Genomic DNA, 18,778 nt, shown 5'->3' with positions numbered 1-18,778 from the left:
TGGGCGGACAAGCATCGCTTGCTCAGTTCACGTGCCGCCACCGAGCCCGGGCGCTATCGCAGCGCACGCGCCGCAACTGCGCGAGACCATGGGTGCGCTCTCGCCCGGCCACATTACATCATTCTTTGCGAAAGGTTGGTCAGGATCCAGATCGTGCCGCCGGCCATGATACCCAGCAAAAGCAGCGAGAAGAGGATAAGTTGAAGATCCTCGCGCTTCTGCCGGGACAGGTCGATATGCAGGAAGAATCGCAATTGCACGATTACCTGCAGCACTGCCGAAATGCCGATCAGCAGCATGGTACCGCCACGCGGCAGGTCCAGCGGAATGGTGGCGAAGGCAATCGCGGTCAGAAGGATCGACAGCAGCGTGCCGATCAGATAGCTGCGCCGTTCGCGGCGTTCCTCGCTCATGCAAGCCCCCTGAGAAACACGACCGAAAAGATCCCGATCCAGACCAGATCGAGGAAGTGCCAGTAAAGCGCAAAGATCAGCAGGCGCGTCTTGATCAGATCCGTCACCCCACGCCGCCAGATCAGCAGCAGCAGGACCACGATCCAGACCAGCCCGGCGGTGATATGCAGTCCATGCAGTCCGACAAGCGCATAAAGGCTGGACAACCAGCCCGAGCGCATTGGCGTGGCACCCTTGGCGATCATATCGGCGAAATCGCGCAGTTCCAGCGCCAGGAACCCCGCGCCCAGCAGCGCCGTCACCGCCAGCCACAGCGCGATGCGGCGCGGCCCCTCGCGGTATTTCAGCGCGAGGCTTGCCATGCCACAGGTCAGCGAACTGGCCAGCAAAAACGCGGTCTGCATGCCCGTGCTTGTCAGGTCGAACAGCGCAGCTGGCCCCGGCCCGCCTGCCATGGCAATCGGCGTGCTACTGGCTGCATAAGTTGCAAACAGGACGCCAAAGGTGATCAGGTCGCTCATCAGAAAGACCCAGAAGCCGAAAACGCTCAGCTCTGATTGCTGGTGAGCATCGCCGTGACTTGCGCCAAGGTTCAAACCCGGATGAAGGTTCTGGCTCATCGGATGACCTCGTCTGGCGCTGCCAGCCCGCGATTTGCCGATGTGCATTCGGCGTCGCGGGTGATGCCGGTGTTCTGCGCAATGGCATCCAGCCAGCGCCGGTGCTGACGGGCAACTTCGGCAGCGGGGATGATCTGTTCGGTATTCGTCGCAAAGGCGCGGGCAATCATCGTCAGCAATAAACCCGTGAAACATAGGATGACCAGCCACCAGATATGCCAGACCAGCGCAAAACCGGTGCCAGTGGTGGCAACGCACACCGTCAAACCCATCGTCGTCCTGCGCGGCAAGGTGATGTCGGCATAGCGGCTGACCGGCGCATAGGGCGTGCCCCCTTCCTTTTCGAGGGCAAAGGCATCGCGCGAAGATACCTCTGGTATCACGGCAAAGTTCCACTCGGGCACAGGCGCGGGTGTCGCCCATTCCAGCGTGCGTCCATCCCAGGGATCGCCAAGCGGCACCGCCAGCCATTTGCGATGCCGGATACTGACAATATAGGTTGTGAAGGTCGCGGCGAGTGCGCCGAGGATCACCACCGCGCCGAATGCCGCCAGATATTCCATCGGCAGATAGGCCGGATCGGTGAAGCTGGGCGAGCGGCGGGGCATCCCCATCAGCCCCAGCACGTAAAGCGGCAGAAAGGTCAGGCAGAAGCCCACGACCCACAGCCCCGCGGCCCGCGCGCCCCACGTTTCGTCCAGCCGGAATCCAAAGACCTTGGGGAACCAGTAATGGATGCCGGCCAGCATCCCGAACAGCACGCCCGGGATCAGCACGTTATGGAAATGCGCGACCAGGAACAGGGTGTTGTGCACCTGATAATCGATGGTCGGGTTGGCCAGGATCACGCCGGTCAGCCCGCCGATCACGAAGAGGATGAAGAACCCCGTCAAGTAAATCACCGGCACCGTCATACGGATGCGCCCACGCCACAGCGTCGCCATCCAGTCATAGACCTTCACGCCAGTCGGCACGGCAATGATCATCGTGGCAATGCCAAAGGCGATGTTGACCGATGCCGACTGCCCCATCGTGAAGAAGTGGTGAAGCCATACCGTGAAGGAAATCACCGCGATGGACATGGTGGCGGTCACCAGCGAGACATAGCCGTAAAGCTGCTTGGCGCTGAAGGTCGCGGCCACCTCGGACCAGACCCCATAGGCGGGCAGGACGAGGATATAGACCTCGGGGTGACCGAACATCCAGAAGATGTTGGCATAGTTCATCATGTTGCCGCCAAGGTCATTCGAAAAGAAATGAAAGCCGGCATAGCGATCCAACGCCAGCATCAGGCTGCTGACAGTTACTGGCGGCATCGCGTAGATCATCATGATCGCGGTGCAAAGCGCCGTCCATGTGAACAGCGGCATCCGCATATAGGTCATCCCCGGCGCGCGACACTTATAGATCGTGACGGCGAAATTGATACCGGACAGCATCGACCCAAGCCCCGCCGGGACCACCGACCAGATCCAGTAATCCGGCCCCTCACCGGGACTGAAGACCTTGCCGGTATAGGGTGGATAGGCAGTCCAGCCCCCGGTCTCGAACCGCCCGATCACCAGCGAGACCATGATCAGCGCGGCGCCAGCCGCCGTCAGCCCCAGACTGACCTGGTTCATGACCGGAAAGGCCATGTCCCGCGCGCCGATCTGCAAGGGCACGACGATGTTGATCAGCCCCGTCACCAGCGGCATGGCAACAAACAGGATCATGATCGTGCCATGGGTGGAAAAAAGTTCCGAGAAATGATCGGCGCTGAGCGGGCCACCGTTCAGCGCCATGGCCTGATGGCCGCGCATCACAGCGCCCTCGGCCACCCCGCGCGCCAGCATGACCAAAGCCAGCACGATATACATCACCCCAATGCGCTTGTGGTCCGCACTGGTCAGCCAGTCGCGCCACAAGGGGCGCCACAGTCGGAACCATGTCAGCAAGATCAGGACCGACACCGCGCCGATAATGACCAATGACGCCGCACCCGCCGCAACGAAAGTGTTCGTACTTGGATCATTGATTGCGTCTGAAAACGGTGTGACGTCCCAGTTCAGATTGCCGAGCAGCTTCATTTCATGGCCTCCGGTTGGTAACCGGGCGCGCCGGGTTGTTGATCAGGCGCAATGGGCTGACCGTCGTGATAGCTGCTGACGACCTGATGGAACAGGTCAGGCTCGGACAGCCTCATCCGGCTGTCTGGCAGATCCAATGCCGACGCCGCATCGCTTGCCGATCCGCGCCGCCCAAGCTGGGCGTAGCTGGCGCTGTCCAACGCGGGCGCATTCCCAGCCCCTTCGACCCACGCCTGCCATCCCGCGTCATCGACGGCGCGCACCGCTATGCTTTGGTCTGCAAAGCCCACACCGTTGAATTGTGTGTTCCTGCCCGTGGCCTCGCCCTCCGCATTGGCCATCAGGTTCAGATCGGTGACCATGCCCGGCATGGCATAGATCTGCCCTGCCAGTGCCGGCACCATGAAACTTTGCATCACCGTGTCAGTGGTCAGCTTCAACTGGACCGGCTGCCCCTCTGGGATCACCAGCGTCCCGATACTGGCCACATTCTGATCGGGATAAAGAAACAGCCATTTCCAGTTCAGCCCGATCACCTGCACCTGCAACGGGTCTGGGCCAAGCGGGCGATACGGGTCCAGCTTATGGGTCGATTGCCACAGCCAGCCGCCGAGGACGATGATGATCGCCGTCGGCACCCCCCACATGGTGATCTCCAGCGGCAGCGAAAATTCGAAGCCGGGGCGGTAGGCTGCGCCACGGCCGCGCCGGTATCGCCAAAGGATCAAGGGGACCCCGATCAGCACTGGAACGATTGCGATCATCGTGACCGCAGTGACCCGGATCAGATGTGCCCGCTGATCCTCGGCCACTGGCCCCAAGGGTGTCAGAAACCCCTGCGAAAAGGCGGGGGACGCGGCGATAAGCAATATCGTCAGGACCGACAGGCGCCTCATGTCATCCTCCCTTTCGCGACATTGCGGATCGTCGCAAATTTAAACGGACGGGCGATGCAGACGTCGTCGATCACCGCCCTTGGCGCGCGGATGCCGAAACCGGAACCCGCGCGCCTGCTTTTTAACTGTTCAGCCCATCCTCAGGCAGCGCAAGAGCGACAAGCTGATCCGAGACTTCGGGTTTTATGATGCTGTTGTCGCCGACATCGGTGCACAGCTTGCCGGAGCCGGCGCCCGCCGACTTCAGATCGGCACCCATCATCCCGAGATAGTCGCGCTTGGAACAGCGCCCGGTCGGCCCGTCGCTGGCCTGCCGACAGACCACACCGGTATCCGGCTCGACCCCGAAGATGCGACAGCAGGGCGTGCCAACATACAGTGTGTCATTCGTCAGAACCGGTGTCGCCGACCAGACGGTCGCGGGAATATCGCCGCCGTCGTCGGGTACATCGCCCGTCTGAGTCTGCCACGCCGTTTCCAGCTTGCCGATGTTTTCCAGTGTGATCTGATCGAGCTTTGGATATTTCCGCGCCGCCAGATCGCCGTTGAAGGTCGGCCATTCCGTCTGCTGCGCCACCACCGGCGCCAACAAGACGGCCAATATACTGGCGGCCATTGTCATCTTTGATCCGCTTTCGAAGGGAACAGCCGGCCAGCCAGATCAGCACGATCCCGATCACCAGCAAAACCCCAAGCATGAAGAAGACCCCGCGTCCCTTTCGGACGCAATCGACGACGCCCACCACGATGTCCACCGCCGCTAGGATGTCGATGAAATCCGCCGTCTGCATTTTCCCGGACCCACGCTGCGGATGGCATAGTCCTTGTGGCAGCTTTCATGACCTATACTTCTCTCTGCTATAATAAGTGCTGCTCAGCGAAAGAAATTGTTTCGCAGTAAATCAACTACCTCTTTCGTGCGGCCATCCAGAACCGCCTTGACCCCGAACATCGCGGTGGATGCGACTTGCGACGGTTTGACATGAGGCGGCATCACCAGCTCCATCCGGTTGACGCGAACATCCAGCAGGGCCGGACCGTCGGCAGCGAGCCAGTCGGTCATCGCCGGCTCCAGGTCACCAATGTCGTCAACCCGCCAGCCGGACAATCCGCAGACCTTGGCCAGCGCGGCGAAATCGGGATTTTGAAGCGCGGTATAGCTGTCCAGCAAACCTTCGACCCGCTGTTCCATCTCGACAAAGCCCAGACTGCCATTGTTGAAGATCAGCAGCTTCACGGGCAGTTTTTCCTGCACCAGCGTCAGCAGATCACCCATCAGCATGGTCATCCCGCCATCGCCGCACAGCGCGATCACCTGACGGTCGGGATAGGCGGCGGCGATGCCCATCGCCTGCGGATAGGCCGCGGCCATCGTGCCGTGAAGCAGGCTGATCAGAAAGCGCCGCGCGCCCGTTGCGCGGATATGGCGCAAGAGCCAGACCTGAGGAGAGCCCCCATCGGCGGTCATGATCGCATCCTTCGCGGCCAGCCCGTCCAACAGTTGCGCAACCGCCTGGGGATGGATCAGCGACGGGTCAGGCTCTTCCGCAGATGTCGCGTATGCGGTGCGGTCCTCGTCCCATTGTTTCAGCGCATGCTCCAGATGCGCCCTGTCGCGATCGCCGGTCAGGCGGGGCAGCAGCGCATCGATCGTCGGGCCCACATCGCCGACCAGCCCCATACCGACCGGGGCGCGACGGCCCAGATGGGTCGGGTCGCGGTCGATCTGGATGACATGCTTGCCGTCGGGGTAGAACTGGGTCCAGGCGAAATCGGTGCCAAGGCACAGCATGATGTCGGCGCGGTCAATCGCCTCGACCCCGGCCTTGTTCCCCAGAATGCCGGTCATGCCGATATTCATGGGATTATCCGGTTCGATGAATTCCTTGGCCCGGCTGGTATGAACGACGGGTGCGGCCAAGGCCTGCGCCAGCGCCACGACCTGATCATGCGCGGCGCGCGCGCCAATCCCGGCATAGATCGTGACTTTATCCGCACCGTTCAGCGCATCGGCCAGCCTGTCCAGTTCCGCGTCAGAAGGGCGCAGCACCGGCGCGGGCCGATGGACGGACCAATCCAGTGCATCACTGGTCTTTTCGGTGAACATGTCGCCATTGACGATCACCACCGCCACGCCGCCCTTGTTCAGCGCCGCCTGCGCGGCCAGCGTGACGATGCGGCGGGCCTGATCCGGGTGGCTTATATATTCGCAGAAGACGCTGTATTGTTCATAAACCTTCCGCTGATCCACCGCCTGCGGAAAGCCCAGGCCAGCCTCTACCCGCGCCACGTCCGAGGCAATCAGCACCACCGGCGCGCCATTCCGATGCGATTCGAAGATGCCATTGACGAAATGCAGGCTGCCCGGTCCGCAGGTGCCGGCACAGACGGCCAGCTCGCCGGTCATGTAAGCCTCGCCCCCGGCGGCAAGCGCGCCGGCTTCTTCGTGCCGTACATGGATCCAACGCATGTCCGAGCGGCGGATCGCGTCGGTGAAATGGTTTATCGTATCGCCCACGATGCCCCAACATCGCTTTGCACCGGCATCGATCAGGGTTTCAACGACGATCTCGGCCACAGTACGGGACATTGGGGGCCTCAGAATTGGACGGGGATGTTACGGAGGGTGGCGCGGGCCGGAACCAGATCGATGGCGGGGCGAAAGCTATCGGCCTGCGCAGCCATCCACCAATCAGCATAGATCGTGTCATCCGGTGCATCACGCAGGATGCCTTCGGGCAAGAAGGTGTGGATGCGGTCCATGGGCAGGGCCTTTTCCGGGCCGGTCCGATGCATCAGGTGATGTGGCTGCAGATCCTTGGGGTGCTTGAACCCGGCAGAGGCGACGATATCGGACAGTGCCTCCAACGTCTTGGTATGGAACCGGGCGGCTCGTTCTCCCTGCACTTCGGGCACCAGACCGCGTTGACGGCCGGGGTCCTGACTGGTGACGCCCGTGGGACAGGTGCCCAGATGACAGCGCTGCGCCTGAATGCAACCCACTGACAACATGAAGGCGCGCGCCGCATTGCACCAATCGGCGCCAAGCGCGATGTTCTGCGCCAGACCCATGCCGGAATAGACCTTACCACTGGCCGCCAGCCGAACCCGGTCCTTGATGCCCGCGCCGACAAGCGCATTGCGCATCAGGATCAGCCCTTCGGTCAGGGGCATGCCGACCCAGTCCGACAGTTCCAGCGGCGCGGCACCGGTGCCGCCCTCGCCACCATCGACGACTATGAAATCGGGGTAGATGCCGGTTTCCATCATCGCCTTGACCATCGCGAAAGGTTCGTGCGGTTGGCCGATGCACAGCTTCAGCCCAACCGGCTTTCCGCCCGACAGATCGCGCATATGGGCGGCGAATTCCATCATCTGCACGGGCGTCGAAAACGCGGAATGACCGCGCGGCGACAGACAATCCTGATGTGCAGGCACCTGCCGGATACGGGCGATCTCCTCGGTCACCTTGGCAGCTGGCAGCAGCCCGCCATGGCCGGGTTTGGCGCCCTGAGACAGCTTGATCTCAGTCATCTTCACCGAGTCATGCGCCGCCGCATCGCTGAACCTCTCGGGGTCAAAATGGCCATCCTTGTCGCGCGCCCCGAAATAGCCCGACCCCAGTTCCCAGACCACATCGCCGCCGTTTTCCAGGTGATAGGGCGACAGCCCGCCCTCGCCCGTATCGTGGTAGAAATCGCCCAGCTTGGCGCCTAGGTTCAGCGCCCGCACCGCATTGGCAGACAGCGCGCCAAAGCTCATTGCGCTGATGTTCAGGACAGAGGCCGAATAGGGCTGTGACGACTGATCATTTCCAACCATGACGCGCGGGCTTTTGTCCGGGTCGGCCTCGGGCGCGATGGAATGGCTGACCCAATGATAGTCCGCATCCTCGACGTCGCGTTCGGTGCCAAAGGGATGGGTGTCGGTCTCGCCGCGGGCGCGGGCGTGCACCAAGTTGCGCGCCTCGAACGAATAGGGCGTGCCGTGCAGATTATCCTCGACGATATAAGCGCGCAGATAGGGGCGCAGCCTGTAGAACAGCCAGCGGATACGACCGGCGACAGGGAAGTTGCGGGTGATCGTCCAGTCACGCTGGAGGTAATCAAAGATGCCCAGGCCGACGACAGCCAGCAGGATAAGCCCGACCCAAAGCCAGCCTACAGCGAACGCCACGACCGCCAAAATCAGAGCAACGATCGGAATAATCGCGCGTTGGATCTGGTCAAACATCATACCTCTTCCGCGCCCCATAAAGGCGCCAGATACCGCCTGTGATGGAATGTTGAAAAAACTCAACCTATAGCGGCTATCTTTCCCGGGCATTCCCGCTGGTCAAGGCTTTGATGATCACAATTTTACAGCGCGCCTCGAGGCGGGAAAACTTGATGTTCAGATGCTGTGTTGAAGATCAGACCCGGTCTTGCCCTGCATATCAAGGCGCGGGCTCTCTTCACGGCGTCAGGTTGGCCAGGCCGGCAGTTCGCTGCACCGAGGGAAAATCAACTATTTGATTGTGTTTAACTATTTCAGAATACAAGCTTTAAGGCGAAATCCTTCCGCTGCCTTCAGCTAAAGTCGGGTCGCCGCTTTCAGTGCCTGCACTTCGTTGAAGCAGGATCATCGCGATCCGTTGATCCGATTGGCCAAGATGCGGGTCATAGATCACGACGGAATGCCCCGCCGGTTGGTGTGGATGGCCAGCAACCTGTCAGAGGCGCAAATGAACAAGCGATTCCAATCCGGACCGCCGAAACACAGGTTTGCCACACGGCGCGGCGACCTAATCTTGCCGATCAGCATGCCGTAGGGGTTGATGCAATGGACGCCGTCGGCGGCGCTTGACCAAAGATAGCCGTCGCTGTCGACCGCCATCCCATCGCAGTATCCGGGCGCGATCTTGTGAAAGATATCGCCCCCGGAAAGCCTGCCGCCATCGCCGACAGCGAATACGCGAATGAATCTGGCGGGGTCTTGATGCATCTGGTCGCCCGTCTCAGCGACGTAAAGGCGCTGGCCATCTGACGAAAAGGCCAGCCCGTTCGGTCCGGCGAAGTCACGGGCCATCACCTCGGGCACATCCGCGCCACGGGCCAGCCTGTAAAGGGCCGGGGGTTGTTCGCTGACTTGTCGACCGCCCTCGTAGTCACTCTGGATGCCATAAAGCGGATCTGTGAACCAGATTGCGCCGTCAGGATGGCGCGCGATGTCATTTGGTGCGTTCAGGCGCAGGCCGTCGTGGCGATCCACGAGGCTGTGCATCGTCCCGTCGTTCTCGGTGACATACAGGCATCTGTCGCGATGCGAGCACGTCACCAGCCGTCCCTCTGCGTCGCGCGCCTGACCGTTGGCAAAGCGCGACGGATGCCGAAATTCGCTTGTCACCCCGTCCGGGGACCAACGCATCGTGCGGTCGTTCGGCAGATCCTGAAACAGCAGGCAGTTCCAGTCCCCCATCCAGACCGGCCCTTCCAGCCAGCGAAAGCCTGTCGCCAGCGTGTCCAACCAGGCATTGTCCGGGATGAACCCACGGAACTCGGGTGCAATGATCTCGACAATGTCGGTGGCGAGGGCGGGCGCGTCCGGGATCAATTGAACGGACATCCGGCCCCCTTCGGTGCCGTCTCAATCTGGACGAGCATCATGTGACATGGCGCCTCACCAACAGTGCCGGACAGATGGCCCTTGTGGCCGTCCACCTCTCGGCACCCTTGATCTGCGCCGAAAGATATCTCGCCCGGGCCCATTTCCACGCGGGAACCGTCCATCGCCTCGACGAACCAGCGTCCCGACAGCGGGATGATCCATTGGGGTGCGGGGTTTTCGTGCCATTCGCCGACCCAGCCTGGCGGCAGGACCGTGAACAGGACTGTGATATGTGCCGCGACTTCGCGCCCGATCCATTGCGGCGCGGCAGCGCCAGAGATCGACTTCCGCTCGAACTCTGTCAGCGTGCAGCGTCTGTGACGGCTGATGCCGTCATCCCCCACATAAAGGTTCCAGTAGTCGACCTTTGGCGGGACCTCGGCCTTATCCCCTGCCATTCCGATCTTCCTGTTCGAAGGTCACCCTATGATTTACGCCTTCCCACGCATCGCCGTGGGCACGGGTAAAGACCACCGCGTCATGGCCGGCCGTTTCATCCGCCGAAAGGTGAACGCGCCAAAGGCCGAAGGCACCTTGCCGCGCTGCGCGATCCTGCGGCGCGCCCCATCCACCCAGACCGAAGTGGAGGGTGAAGGGCCTCGTATCCTCGATCACTAGATCGCGGCCATGGGGTAACGACGCAAGCGGCGCACCATCACGCCAGCGGCTGGCAGAAGGAGGGCGGGACTTGGCATAACGCTCGGCGACGCATGCAAGCCGTTCGGCTGGTCGTCCGTCCCGGCGCGCGGTCAGCAGCTTGATAAACTCGGCGTGCGTCCAAAGCAGCGGCATGGCGCTGCCTGACGGACGACCCGGGAAAAGTCCGCGTTCGGCGATTGGATCGGTGTCCCAGACCTGCTCGGGCAGCAAGCCACCGCTGCTTGCACAGGCGGTCATCGTCGCAAGGAAGGGGTCGGCGGCCTCTCCCTGGTCAAGCGCCAGATGACCGCGTTCCCCGACAAGGAAGGGCCAGCCGCGCCCGATTCCAGCCCCGTCATAGGGGGCGCCGTCCGCGTATTCCCCGTAACCGTCTTCGTTGTAACGATGGTAGATGGTGCCCGATGGCGTCGCGGTCGCCAGTACATGATCGACGACCTTAAGCGTCTCGATCATGTGCGGATCATTCGGCGCGCGCAATCCCAGTCGGGTCAGGTATGAAAACTCCATCGATACAAGGTCGGCAACCGCAATTGTCTCGCCGTTTCTGTTGCCAAGGCTGACATCACCCGTCTTTCTGCCGCCGTCTGGGCTGATGCGGATATAGTGGCCGGTGGCACCCGTCGCTTCGGTCCAGCGCGAATGATCGACCCAGCACCACTCCTCGATCCGGAAGCACCAGTCGTCCGCAAGATCAAGGGCTTCGGCGGCGGCGTCCGCGTCCAACCATGGTTCGGCCGCGACAAGGGCGGCGATGGCAACGGACAGGGTAAAGGGATTGATGCCGGGGTTTTCCTCCCAGCGGTCCTGCTGGCTGGACGGTCCGTTGCGGGCAATGAAAGTCGTGGCTCGGCGCACCATGTCCGTCGTTCCGTGCGGCAGGGCGATCCCCTCCTCGCGCATCTTGGCGGCAAGAAGGATCGGAAATCCCGCCTCGTCGAGTTGGATGCCCGTCCAGAACGGTTCACCGGATGGATAGGCGTTCTGCGTCCAGTGGCCGTCCGGGCACTGCGTGGCGACCAGGTGTCCCAGGATTCGCACCGCATCGTCCGGCAGGCCAAGGGCGATGAAGGCAAAGGCGGTCAGGACAGTGTCGCGGGGCCATACCAGATGATAACCGCCTAACGTGTTGGTGGAAGACCCCCACGGCGTGGACAGTGACGCCACGAGGGCACCCGGATAGCTGCGATCCTCGTGCGCTTTCAGAACCGTTGCGGATCGGATCGCCAGCTCGCGCACCTTCGCGGTCAGTTCTTTCGAAACCTGTTTGCCAGTCTTCAGCGACGGCCCGGCATCGAACCCGGCAAGTCCCGCGTTCCAGTTGGTCCATTGCGTGCGAAACCTGTCCCGCGCATCCTCGAACCGTGTCGCATGGGCTGACCGAGCCAGGGTCTGTGCGGCCGTCGGAGATTCTCCGAACGCCAGCGCCAGGACACCTTCGGCGGCTGTCAGCGCACCTGTCAGCGCGACGTTCCCGTGGTCTGCGCGGGCGTAAGACCAGGTGACGCGGCCGTGATGGTTCAAATCCTGCCAGCCGTCCGACGTTCCGGCAAACCCAACGCTGGCCTGCGCGAACCCATCGCGAGAGCGCAGGCAGATCGTCGGCGATGTCGAGGGGCCCGCGGCCATCAGCGCGCCATTTTCGATCCAAGCCGTCATGTCCACGCCTTCACCGTCCAGCCGGGGCGCCATGATCGCCACAACGGTCCAAGGCCCATCAACGCTGTATCGGATCAACAGCACGTCCCGGTCCGTATCCGGCAGGAATTCAAGGTCGAGACGATAAGGAACGCCATCCTTTTCGCCTTCATGAACCACGGTCGTCAGAGGGCAAGCGGGATCGGGTTGCTCAAGCCGGTAGCGGCGCTCACGCTTGAGGTCGAGCCAGTTGCCACTCTCGTCCTTGGCGACGAGATAGAATGTGAGATCGCGAAGGCGCGGTTCGCCCGTCGACGGCCAGTAGACTTCGTTCAGTGCGCCGTGACCGATCGTTGCCCAGACCCGTCCAATGCCAAGCGCCGAGGTCACGAAATCCTTGTCGGACGACGACCAGGTGGGGGAAATGCCGGGTGCGCCCGGCGCCAAGCTCTGTGAACCGGCTTCGCAGGTCATACTGAGATCCTTCGCGCGATGATGTCGCCGACGCGCAGTGCATTGGCGATGATGGTCAGGGTTGGGTTCACCGCACCAATCGAGGGAAAGAAACTGGCGTCGGCGACATAAAGGTTGTCAATCCCATGCGCGCGACAATCGACGTCCAGGACCGAAGTTGACGGATTCGTGCCGAAGACCATCGTGCCGGCTTGGTGCGCGGTTCCGGATACAGGCACATTCTGGCCAAAATAAAGCGAGCGATCCATCAGATGGGGATGGGCATCGAGCCGCCCTACAAGATCGCTCAGCTTTGCGCGCAGGCGGCGGTGCGCCTCCATATTGGTCGGCGTCAGGTCAAGGCGCACCCGCCCGCCATCATAGCGGATGCGGTTTTCGGGGCGAGGCAGATCTTCGCTCGTCAACCAGAAATCAAGGCTGTGCCGGGCCAACCAGTCGAAAGGCTTGTCGGTGAAGCCCTGCAACGCGCCGGGAAGCGCCTCGCCTTCGATCTGTTCGCCATCCGATTTTCCCACCATCTGGATGTGACCAAGTGGGAATTCCCAGTCGCCCATGCCACCCTGATCTGGCGCATGATAAAAATCGTTAAGTCCCAATGTCTTCTGGAACCTGGTGGGATTTGGCTGGCGCGAGATGGCCAGCACGACCGCGTTGTTGTGCCGGATGTAGCGGCGTCCCACCAGCCCCGATCCGTTTGCAATCCCGTCCGGATGCGCGTCCGACCCGGATCGCAGCATTAGCAACGCGGAAGACAGGGCCCCGCAGGCGACCACCACGATATCGGCCGTCAGCGTCCGAGATATCCCGGTTTCAGGATCGTCGCCTTCGATGCCTTGCCGCACCGCGACGCCGGTGATCGTCCCGCCGCGGGCATCGGTCATCAGACGCTCGGCATAGGTCCGCGTCAACAATGTGACATTGGTATGGTCACGTAATGTCGGGTCTACCGCCATGATCTGCGCGTCGGCCTTGCCGTTTGTCAAACAGGGATAACCGTCGAAACGGTTGCAGCGGATGCAGGGGCTATGGGGCAGCGCATCTCCGCGATCGTCCTGATCCAGCAATACGCCGACCGGCAGATGAAACGGATGATGCCCCTCGCGTGTGAGGCCTTCGGCCAGTTCCTGAATGCGTGGCTCGTGTCGAATCGCGGCATAGGGATACGGATTCGACGCAGGCGGCTCTGTCGGGTCCTCGCCGCGTGCACCGTGGACATGGAACAACCGCTCGGCCGCATCGTACCAAGGCTCAAGATCGGCGTAAGAGATCGGCCAAGCGGGCGAGACGCCATCGACATGGCGCACCTCACCAAAGTCGCTTTCCCGCAGGCGGAACAGGATCGCCCCATAGACCTTGGAATTGCCCCCGACGAAGCGGTGCAGTCCGGGCTGAAAGCTGTTTCCCTGACCGTCGAGCCAGGTGTCTGAGACCTGATAGCGTCCGCGCACGAAAACCTCTCGTGCGTCCCAGTTCTCGCGTTCGCGGGGCAGATAATCGCCACGTTCGAGAATCGCGATTCTCTTCCCCGTCGGCGCAAGGGCATGCGCGACAGAGGCACCGCCGGGGCCAGAACCTATAATGATCACGTCATAATGGGTGTCGGATGCGGGCATCGGGACCTCGAAAATGATGCAATTTAGGTCGTCTTATCTTCCAGAGATGTTCAGCAGCACACAATGAGTTTGCATAAGAGCGGGATGACCGCTACGCCATTCTCGCAATATATGTGCGCAATCTTGCGGAGCGACAGCCTTGATCGAAGGAATGCTCATTTTCTTGTCGCGGTTCGCTCTGGTGATGCTCTTCCTGCCCTTCAGCGCCTTCGACAAGATCGTCAATTTTCGAGGGGCCGTGCAACAGGCGCGGGAAATCGGTGTCGGACCAAGCTTTGGCGCGGCGATGATCCTGGTCGGTCTCTTGATCGAGGTATTCTGCTCTCTTGGTGTGCTGACCGGAGTAGCCGACCGCCTCGCCGCACTCGTGCTCGCGGGATACTGCGGCGCGACCGCGCTTCTGTATAAGCGCTGGTGGTCCATGACCGGTGGCATTTTCAGGGCAGGCGACGGAACAAGCCGGCGCGAGGTTTTCTTCGACTTCTGGAAGAACCTGGCGGTCGCAGGCGGCTTTGCGCTGATCGCTCTGGGACCAACGGCGCGCGACGTGCCCGCACTTTTCGACGCGCCGTTCTCCTCGACGCGGCCCTACGCAGAAGGCCCTTTACCGTGACGGGCATCAGGGCGATCCGTCTGGTCACGAACGACGCAGACCGCCTTGCAGGTTTCTACACTCAGGCGTTGGGTTTTCGGCTGGACGATCCCGCCCCGCTGCCTGACGATCCCTTTTGCGGCAGCTTGCGCCGTCTCCGGGCGCTTTCGCTTGGGAAGGATCGGATCGAGTTGATCGAACCGAACACTCGGGTCGGCACGTCTGATGTCGTCGTGGCGAACGACACACGCTTCCAGCACTTTGCTCTTGTGGCGCCGGACATCGATCGAGCCTATACACGCCTACAGGCGTCGAGAGGTTGGACAGCCATCACGCAGGGTGGACCGCAGCACCTGCCCGCCTCGTCCGGTGGCGTGACAGCCTTCAAGTTTCGTGACCCCGACGGGCACCCGCTAGAGCTTTTGTGCTTTTCGGACGACGCGGTGCCTCGTCGATGGGCCAACCGTTCTATCGGCGAGAACGGCGTTCTGTTGGGCATCGACCACACGGCGATCGTGGTGAGCGACACGAAGCAAAGCCTGTCGCATTACGCAAAACTAGGATTTCAGAGGCTCGGCGGGTCGGTCAACACCGGTCCCGCGCAGGCAGCGCTCGACGGCCTTGCCGCGCCGCATGTCGAGGTGACGGCGCTGAGCACCGGGGCGGTCGGCCAGCCCCACCTCGAATTGCTGTGCTATGGCGGTGACACGCGACACTCCACGACTGGCGATGCCGACGTTCTGGCTACCCGCATCGTCGAGTCGAAGGGCAGCACCGCCTTGCGCGATCCTGATGGTCATCGCTGGATCGGGGGATCCGGTCGGGACAGAGACATGATTTTCGAAAGGACATTGCATGGATAAGATCGTCACAGGGCATCGCCCAAGCGCCGCTCCGGGTTCGAAACCCGCCCCGGCCTGCACCTTGGTCGTGTTCGGTGCGGGCGGCGATCTGACGGCCCGTTTGCTGGTCCCTTCGCTTTACAACCTTGAACTTTCCGGACTGCTTGGCGACGGCTTTGCGCTGCACGGTCTGGATTTGGCAACACCTGATGAGACGGCCTGGAAAGCGCATCTGTCGGACACAATGCAAAGCTTCACCAAAGACCCGGATGCAGAGTTCCACCCCGACAAGATAGACGCGGCGACATGGGATCGACTGATGAGCCATGCCACTTACGAACACGCCGACTTCACCGATCCGGAAACATTCAAAGCACTTGCGCAGCGACTTGGCGGTGGCTCGGCAATCTTTTACCTTGCCGTGCCAGCTCGCTTTTTCGGCCCGATTGCGGATGCTCTTGGCGTTGCGGGTCTTCTCAAGCAATCCGATAACCATTTTCGCCGGATCGTGATCGAAAAGCCCTTCGGGGCCGACCTCGCTTCGGCGCGCGAACTCAACAAGCGCCTTTTGAACGCCGCGCGTGAGGACCAGATCTTTCGGATCGACCACTTCATGGGCAAGGAAGCCGTGCAATCGATCATGGCCATGCGGTTCGCCAACCGCCTGTTCGAACCGCTGTGGCGCGCAGAACATGTCGCCGAAGTCGAGATCACAGCCGCAGAGACTTTGGGCGTGGAAGGTCGAGGCAAGTTCTACGAGGCCACTGGCGCGTTGCGCGACATGGTGCCCAATCACCTGTTCCAACTGCTTTGCATGGTCGCGATGGAGGCGCCGACCTCTCTTGATGCCGAGGCAATCAGGTCAGAAAAAACCCGGCTGCTAAGCTCTGTGCGTGCTGTCGAGAAGGGCGACGTGGTCTTCGGTCAGTACAGTGCCGGCGACATGCCGGACGGCCACGTTCCCGCCTATCGTGACGAGCCTGACGTGGCAAAGGGCAGCACGACTGAAACCTATGTTGCGATGCGACTTTTCGTCGATAACTGGCGTTGGTCGGGCACGCGCTTCGTCCTGCAAACGGGCAAGCGGATGAAGGCACGGCACACGCAGATCGTGCTGCGCTTCCGGCCCGCGCCCTATGATCTGTTCGCATGCGAGGATGGCGGCATTGCCACGCAGGACGAGATCGTGCTGTTGATCGGCCCCAATCAGGGCATTCACATCGATTTCGACGTCAAGCGCCCCGGCCCCGATTTCATCCCGGCCCGCGCGCAGACAAGCTTCCGCTTCGATGACGCATTCGAGGATCGTCCCAATGTCGGCTACGAGGCCCTTCTCTACGACTGCATGATGGGCGACGCGACATTGTTCCAGCGCGCCGACACGATCGAGGAGGCTTGGCGGATCGTCGATCCGGCGCTGAACGGCGACGCCCGGCCGGACCTGCAGTTCTACGCTGCCGGCTCTGAAGGGCCCGAAGACGCCCAGCTTCTTTTCGAAACAACACAAAGTCGGTTCGAACCGGACTGACCGGCCCGCAAAGAGTTTGCCGGGTGCCGATCACGTTACCACTTCCTATCATGTCAAACGTGGCAAGCTTCGCGCCTGCGACAGAACGGGTCCGCAATCCTTTCACAGTCGGCAGCGACGTCGCGGCCAACCCAGAATTTGCTGAGTTTGGCCGGCAGTTCCCTTTCGCTCAAGCAGTCGTATAGCCTGCTGGCCCCATTTGAACGGGCGCAACAAGGCCATGACGGGCGCGTGGATCGATCACGCCGCCTTCGCCTCCTTTTCCTGAAGCAAGGCTGCGGGGACCTCTTTGACCACGATATTCTGGTAGGCGTAGGGAATTTCGATCCCGGCCGCATCGAAACGCTTTTTCACGGCTTCCAGAACGTCATTCGTGACCCCAGCCGCGACACCGGAATCCGCACACCAGACGCGCAGGCTGAAATCGACGCTTGAAGCCCCCAGATTGGTGACCGGGCAGCCGACGACCTCTTCTATCGTGGACATGCCGGAGGCAATCTCCAGAATCAGCGCACGCGCCTTATCGATGTCTGAATCATAGCCGATCGAGATCGTAATGATCGCCATTGTTCGAAGCTCGCGCGCGGACAAGTTGATCATCGTCGCACTGGAAATCGAGGAATTTGACATGATCACCCGGCGATTGTCGAACGTTTTCAGAACCGTGTAGCCCAGCGACACATCCTCTACGATACCGGTTTCGACGCCGGTCGGCGCGCTGATCTGCAATTTATCCCCAAGCCGGAACGGACGGTAGAAAATCAGGCTCATGCCCGCCACGAAATTCGACAATGTCGATTGTGCGGCCAGGCCAAAAACGACAGAAGCGACCGAGACGCTGGCCAGAAGCGCGGTCGCAAGCTTGTCCAGGGCCGGGATCATGTGGGTGTAAAGCGTAAGCGTGATGACCCAGACAACGGCGGTTGCGACCTTGGACAAAAAAGAAACCGCCATGCGGTCAAGGCGGTTATCCAGATCGCGCGCAACGATCAGGCGGATCGTCCGCTTGATCATCTGCGACATCAGCATCCCGCCGATTATGAATAGCGCCAGGATGAACAGCGCACCGGACCATGTGTCGGAATGCAAATGCGTCAGCCAGCCTTGTATCGTCGTCCAGTTCATCAAGTCCTCCTGCGGCAACAGGGTATAGATATCGCGAAACGAGGCGCCGGTCATCCGCAGCCTGATTGCCGGACTGACGGAACCGGACGCGGAGGGCGAGGCGCGCGAGGCGCTTCGGGGCCTGATGGAGCGGGTGGTGATCACGCCGGAGCCGACACGCGGCAAACGGATTCGGCCCGGGATCGTGCTGCAGGGATCGCTGGCCGCGATCCTGCGCCTGAGCCTGAGCCTGAGCCTGAGCCTGGGTGTGAGGGGTCTGTCCGGAACGCAAAAAACTTTCTGCGAACAGGATGTTGGAAAACCTTGTTGCACAAATCGGGGTCTGGCCGAAGCTCCCCTTTCCCCGGACAAAGTTATCCTACGGGCCGCGTAACTGGCATGCCTAGCGTGGTGTAGCCGTTCAGGACGGCGATGCGGACCTGCAGTTCCGCGACTTGGCGGTCGAGGTCTCGGGCCATCAGGAATTGACCGAGCAGATTGAGGCAGTTCATCTTGGCGTCGACCCGGCTCCGGCGGTGATATCCGCTCCACCGTCGCCAGATGGCGCGGCCCAAGTACTTCGCGGTTCGCAGCGCTTCGTTGCGAGCGACGGCACCACGGCTCGCCGGTTTCCAGGGCTTTGCGTTCTTGCGTGGCGGGATGACAGCGGCGGCACCGCGGGCCGC

The 18,778-nt window shown here is 61.6% G+C and carries 15 protein-coding genes and 1 pseudogene; 3 read left to right on the top strand and 13 right to left on the bottom strand.

Annotated elements, in window-relative coordinates; genetic code table 11:
* Positions 1–113: 113 nt before the first annotated feature.
* The 11 genes from MU516_RS18040 to MU516_RS17990 form a co-directional block, all read right to left on the bottom strand.
* A complete protein-coding gene (locus tag MU516_RS18040) occupies positions 114–413 on the bottom strand; it encodes a cytochrome o ubiquinol oxidase subunit IV (protein WP_260278627.1) in 300 nt (99 codons plus the stop codon).
* Positions 410–1,033, bottom strand: a complete 624-nt coding sequence (locus MU516_RS18035) for a cytochrome c oxidase subunit 3 (RefSeq protein ID WP_260278626.1) — start codon at positions 1,031–1,033, stop codon at positions 410–412. Before MU516_RS18035 ends, MU516_RS18040 begins: the two co-directional genes overlap by 4 nt.
* Positions 1,030–3,102 (bottom strand): cbb3-type cytochrome c oxidase subunit I, encoded by a 2,073-nt coding sequence (locus MU516_RS18030; protein ID WP_260278625.1) that lies wholly within the window; start codon positions 3,100–3,102, stop codon positions 1,030–1,032. The genes MU516_RS18035 and MU516_RS18030 overlap by 4 nt, the downstream gene beginning before the upstream one ends.
* On the bottom strand, positions 3,099–3,998 hold the full coding sequence (locus MU516_RS18025) for a cytochrome c oxidase subunit II (RefSeq protein WP_260278624.1): 900 nt from the start codon (positions 3,996–3,998) through the stop codon (positions 3,099–3,101). Before MU516_RS18025 ends, MU516_RS18030 begins: the two co-directional genes overlap by 4 nt.
* Positions 3,999–4,119: 121 nt before the next feature.
* On the bottom strand, positions 4,120–4,620 hold the full coding sequence (locus MU516_RS18020) for a hypothetical protein (protein WP_260278623.1): 501 nt from the start codon (positions 4,618–4,620) through the stop codon (positions 4,120–4,122).
* Positions 4,621–4,872: 252 nt separating this feature from the next.
* A complete protein-coding gene (locus tag MU516_RS18015) occupies positions 4,873–6,588 on the bottom strand; it encodes a thiamine pyrophosphate-dependent enzyme (RefSeq protein WP_260278622.1) in 1,716 nt (571 codons plus the stop codon).
* A gap of 8 nt (positions 6,589–6,596) precedes the next feature.
* Positions 6,597–8,231, bottom strand: coding sequence for an FMN-binding glutamate synthase family protein (locus tag MU516_RS18010; protein ID WP_260278621.1), 1,635 nt, complete (start codon positions 8,229–8,231; stop codon positions 6,597–6,599).
* Between the two features lie 432 nt (positions 8,232–8,663).
* The gene (locus MU516_RS18005) at positions 8,664–9,602 is read right to left on the bottom strand and encodes an SMP-30/gluconolactonase/LRE family protein (protein ID WP_260278620.1); all 939 of its coding nucleotides are present in this window, start codon (positions 9,600–9,602) and stop codon (positions 8,664–8,666) included.
* The gene (locus MU516_RS18000; RefSeq protein WP_260278619.1) at positions 9,587–10,042 is read right to left on the bottom strand and encodes a cupin domain-containing protein; all 456 of its coding nucleotides are present in this window, start codon (positions 10,040–10,042) and stop codon (positions 9,587–9,589) included. The genes MU516_RS18005 and MU516_RS18000 overlap by 16 nt, the downstream gene beginning before the upstream one ends.
* Positions 10,029–12,413 (bottom strand): glycoside hydrolase family 15 protein, encoded by a 2,385-nt coding sequence (locus tag MU516_RS17995; protein ID WP_260278618.1) that lies wholly within the window; start codon positions 12,411–12,413, stop codon positions 10,029–10,031. The genes MU516_RS18000 and MU516_RS17995 overlap by 14 nt, the downstream gene beginning before the upstream one ends.
* Positions 12,410–14,026 (bottom strand): GMC oxidoreductase, encoded by a 1,617-nt coding sequence (locus tag MU516_RS17990; protein ID WP_260278617.1) that lies wholly within the window; start codon positions 14,024–14,026, stop codon positions 12,410–12,412. The genes MU516_RS17995 and MU516_RS17990 overlap by 4 nt, the downstream gene beginning before the upstream one ends.
* Before the next feature lie 139 nt (positions 14,027–14,165).
* Here MU516_RS17990 and MU516_RS17985 point away from each other — a divergent pair, with 139 nt between their 5' ends.
* From MU516_RS17985 to zwf, 3 genes are read left to right on the top strand one after another with little or no spacing between them, the layout of a single operon-like run.
* Positions 14,166–14,639: a DoxX family protein gene (locus tag MU516_RS17985; RefSeq protein WP_260278616.1), complete on the top strand. Its 474-nt coding sequence runs from the start codon at positions 14,166–14,168 to the stop codon at positions 14,637–14,639.
* Positions 14,636–15,481 carry a VOC family protein gene (locus MU516_RS17980; protein WP_260278615.1) on the top strand — a complete coding sequence of 282 codons (846 nt, stop codon included), beginning with the start codon at positions 14,636–14,638 and terminating at the stop codon, positions 15,479–15,481. Before MU516_RS17985 ends, MU516_RS17980 begins: the two co-directional genes overlap by 4 nt.
* Positions 15,474–16,988 carry a glucose-6-phosphate dehydrogenase gene (zwf, locus tag MU516_RS17975; RefSeq protein ID WP_260278614.1) on the top strand — a complete coding sequence of 505 codons (1,515 nt, stop codon included), beginning with the start codon at positions 15,474–15,476 and terminating at the stop codon, positions 16,986–16,988. Before MU516_RS17980 ends, zwf begins: the two co-directional genes overlap by 8 nt.
* A gap of 240 nt (positions 16,989–17,228) precedes the next feature.
* Here the strand turns inward: zwf and MU516_RS17970 are convergent, their stop codons facing one another.
* Both MU516_RS17970 and MU516_RS17965 read right to left on the bottom strand, forming a co-directional pair.
* Complete coding sequence (locus tag MU516_RS17970; RefSeq protein WP_345780858.1) at positions 17,229–17,759, bottom strand: mechanosensitive ion channel family protein; 531 nt, start codon at positions 17,757–17,759, stop codon at positions 17,229–17,231.
* 707 nt (positions 17,760–18,466) lie between these two features.
* A pseudogene (locus MU516_RS17965) lies at positions 18,467–18,778 on the bottom strand (IS5/IS1182 family transposase); the annotation flags it as partial.

Source organism: Paracoccus maritimus (assembly GCF_025195095.1).
Classification (GTDB): Bacteria; Pseudomonadota; Alphaproteobacteria; order Rhodobacterales; family Rhodobacteraceae; genus Paracoccus; species Paracoccus maritimus.
This window is presented reverse-complemented; position numbering and strand designations above follow the sequence as displayed.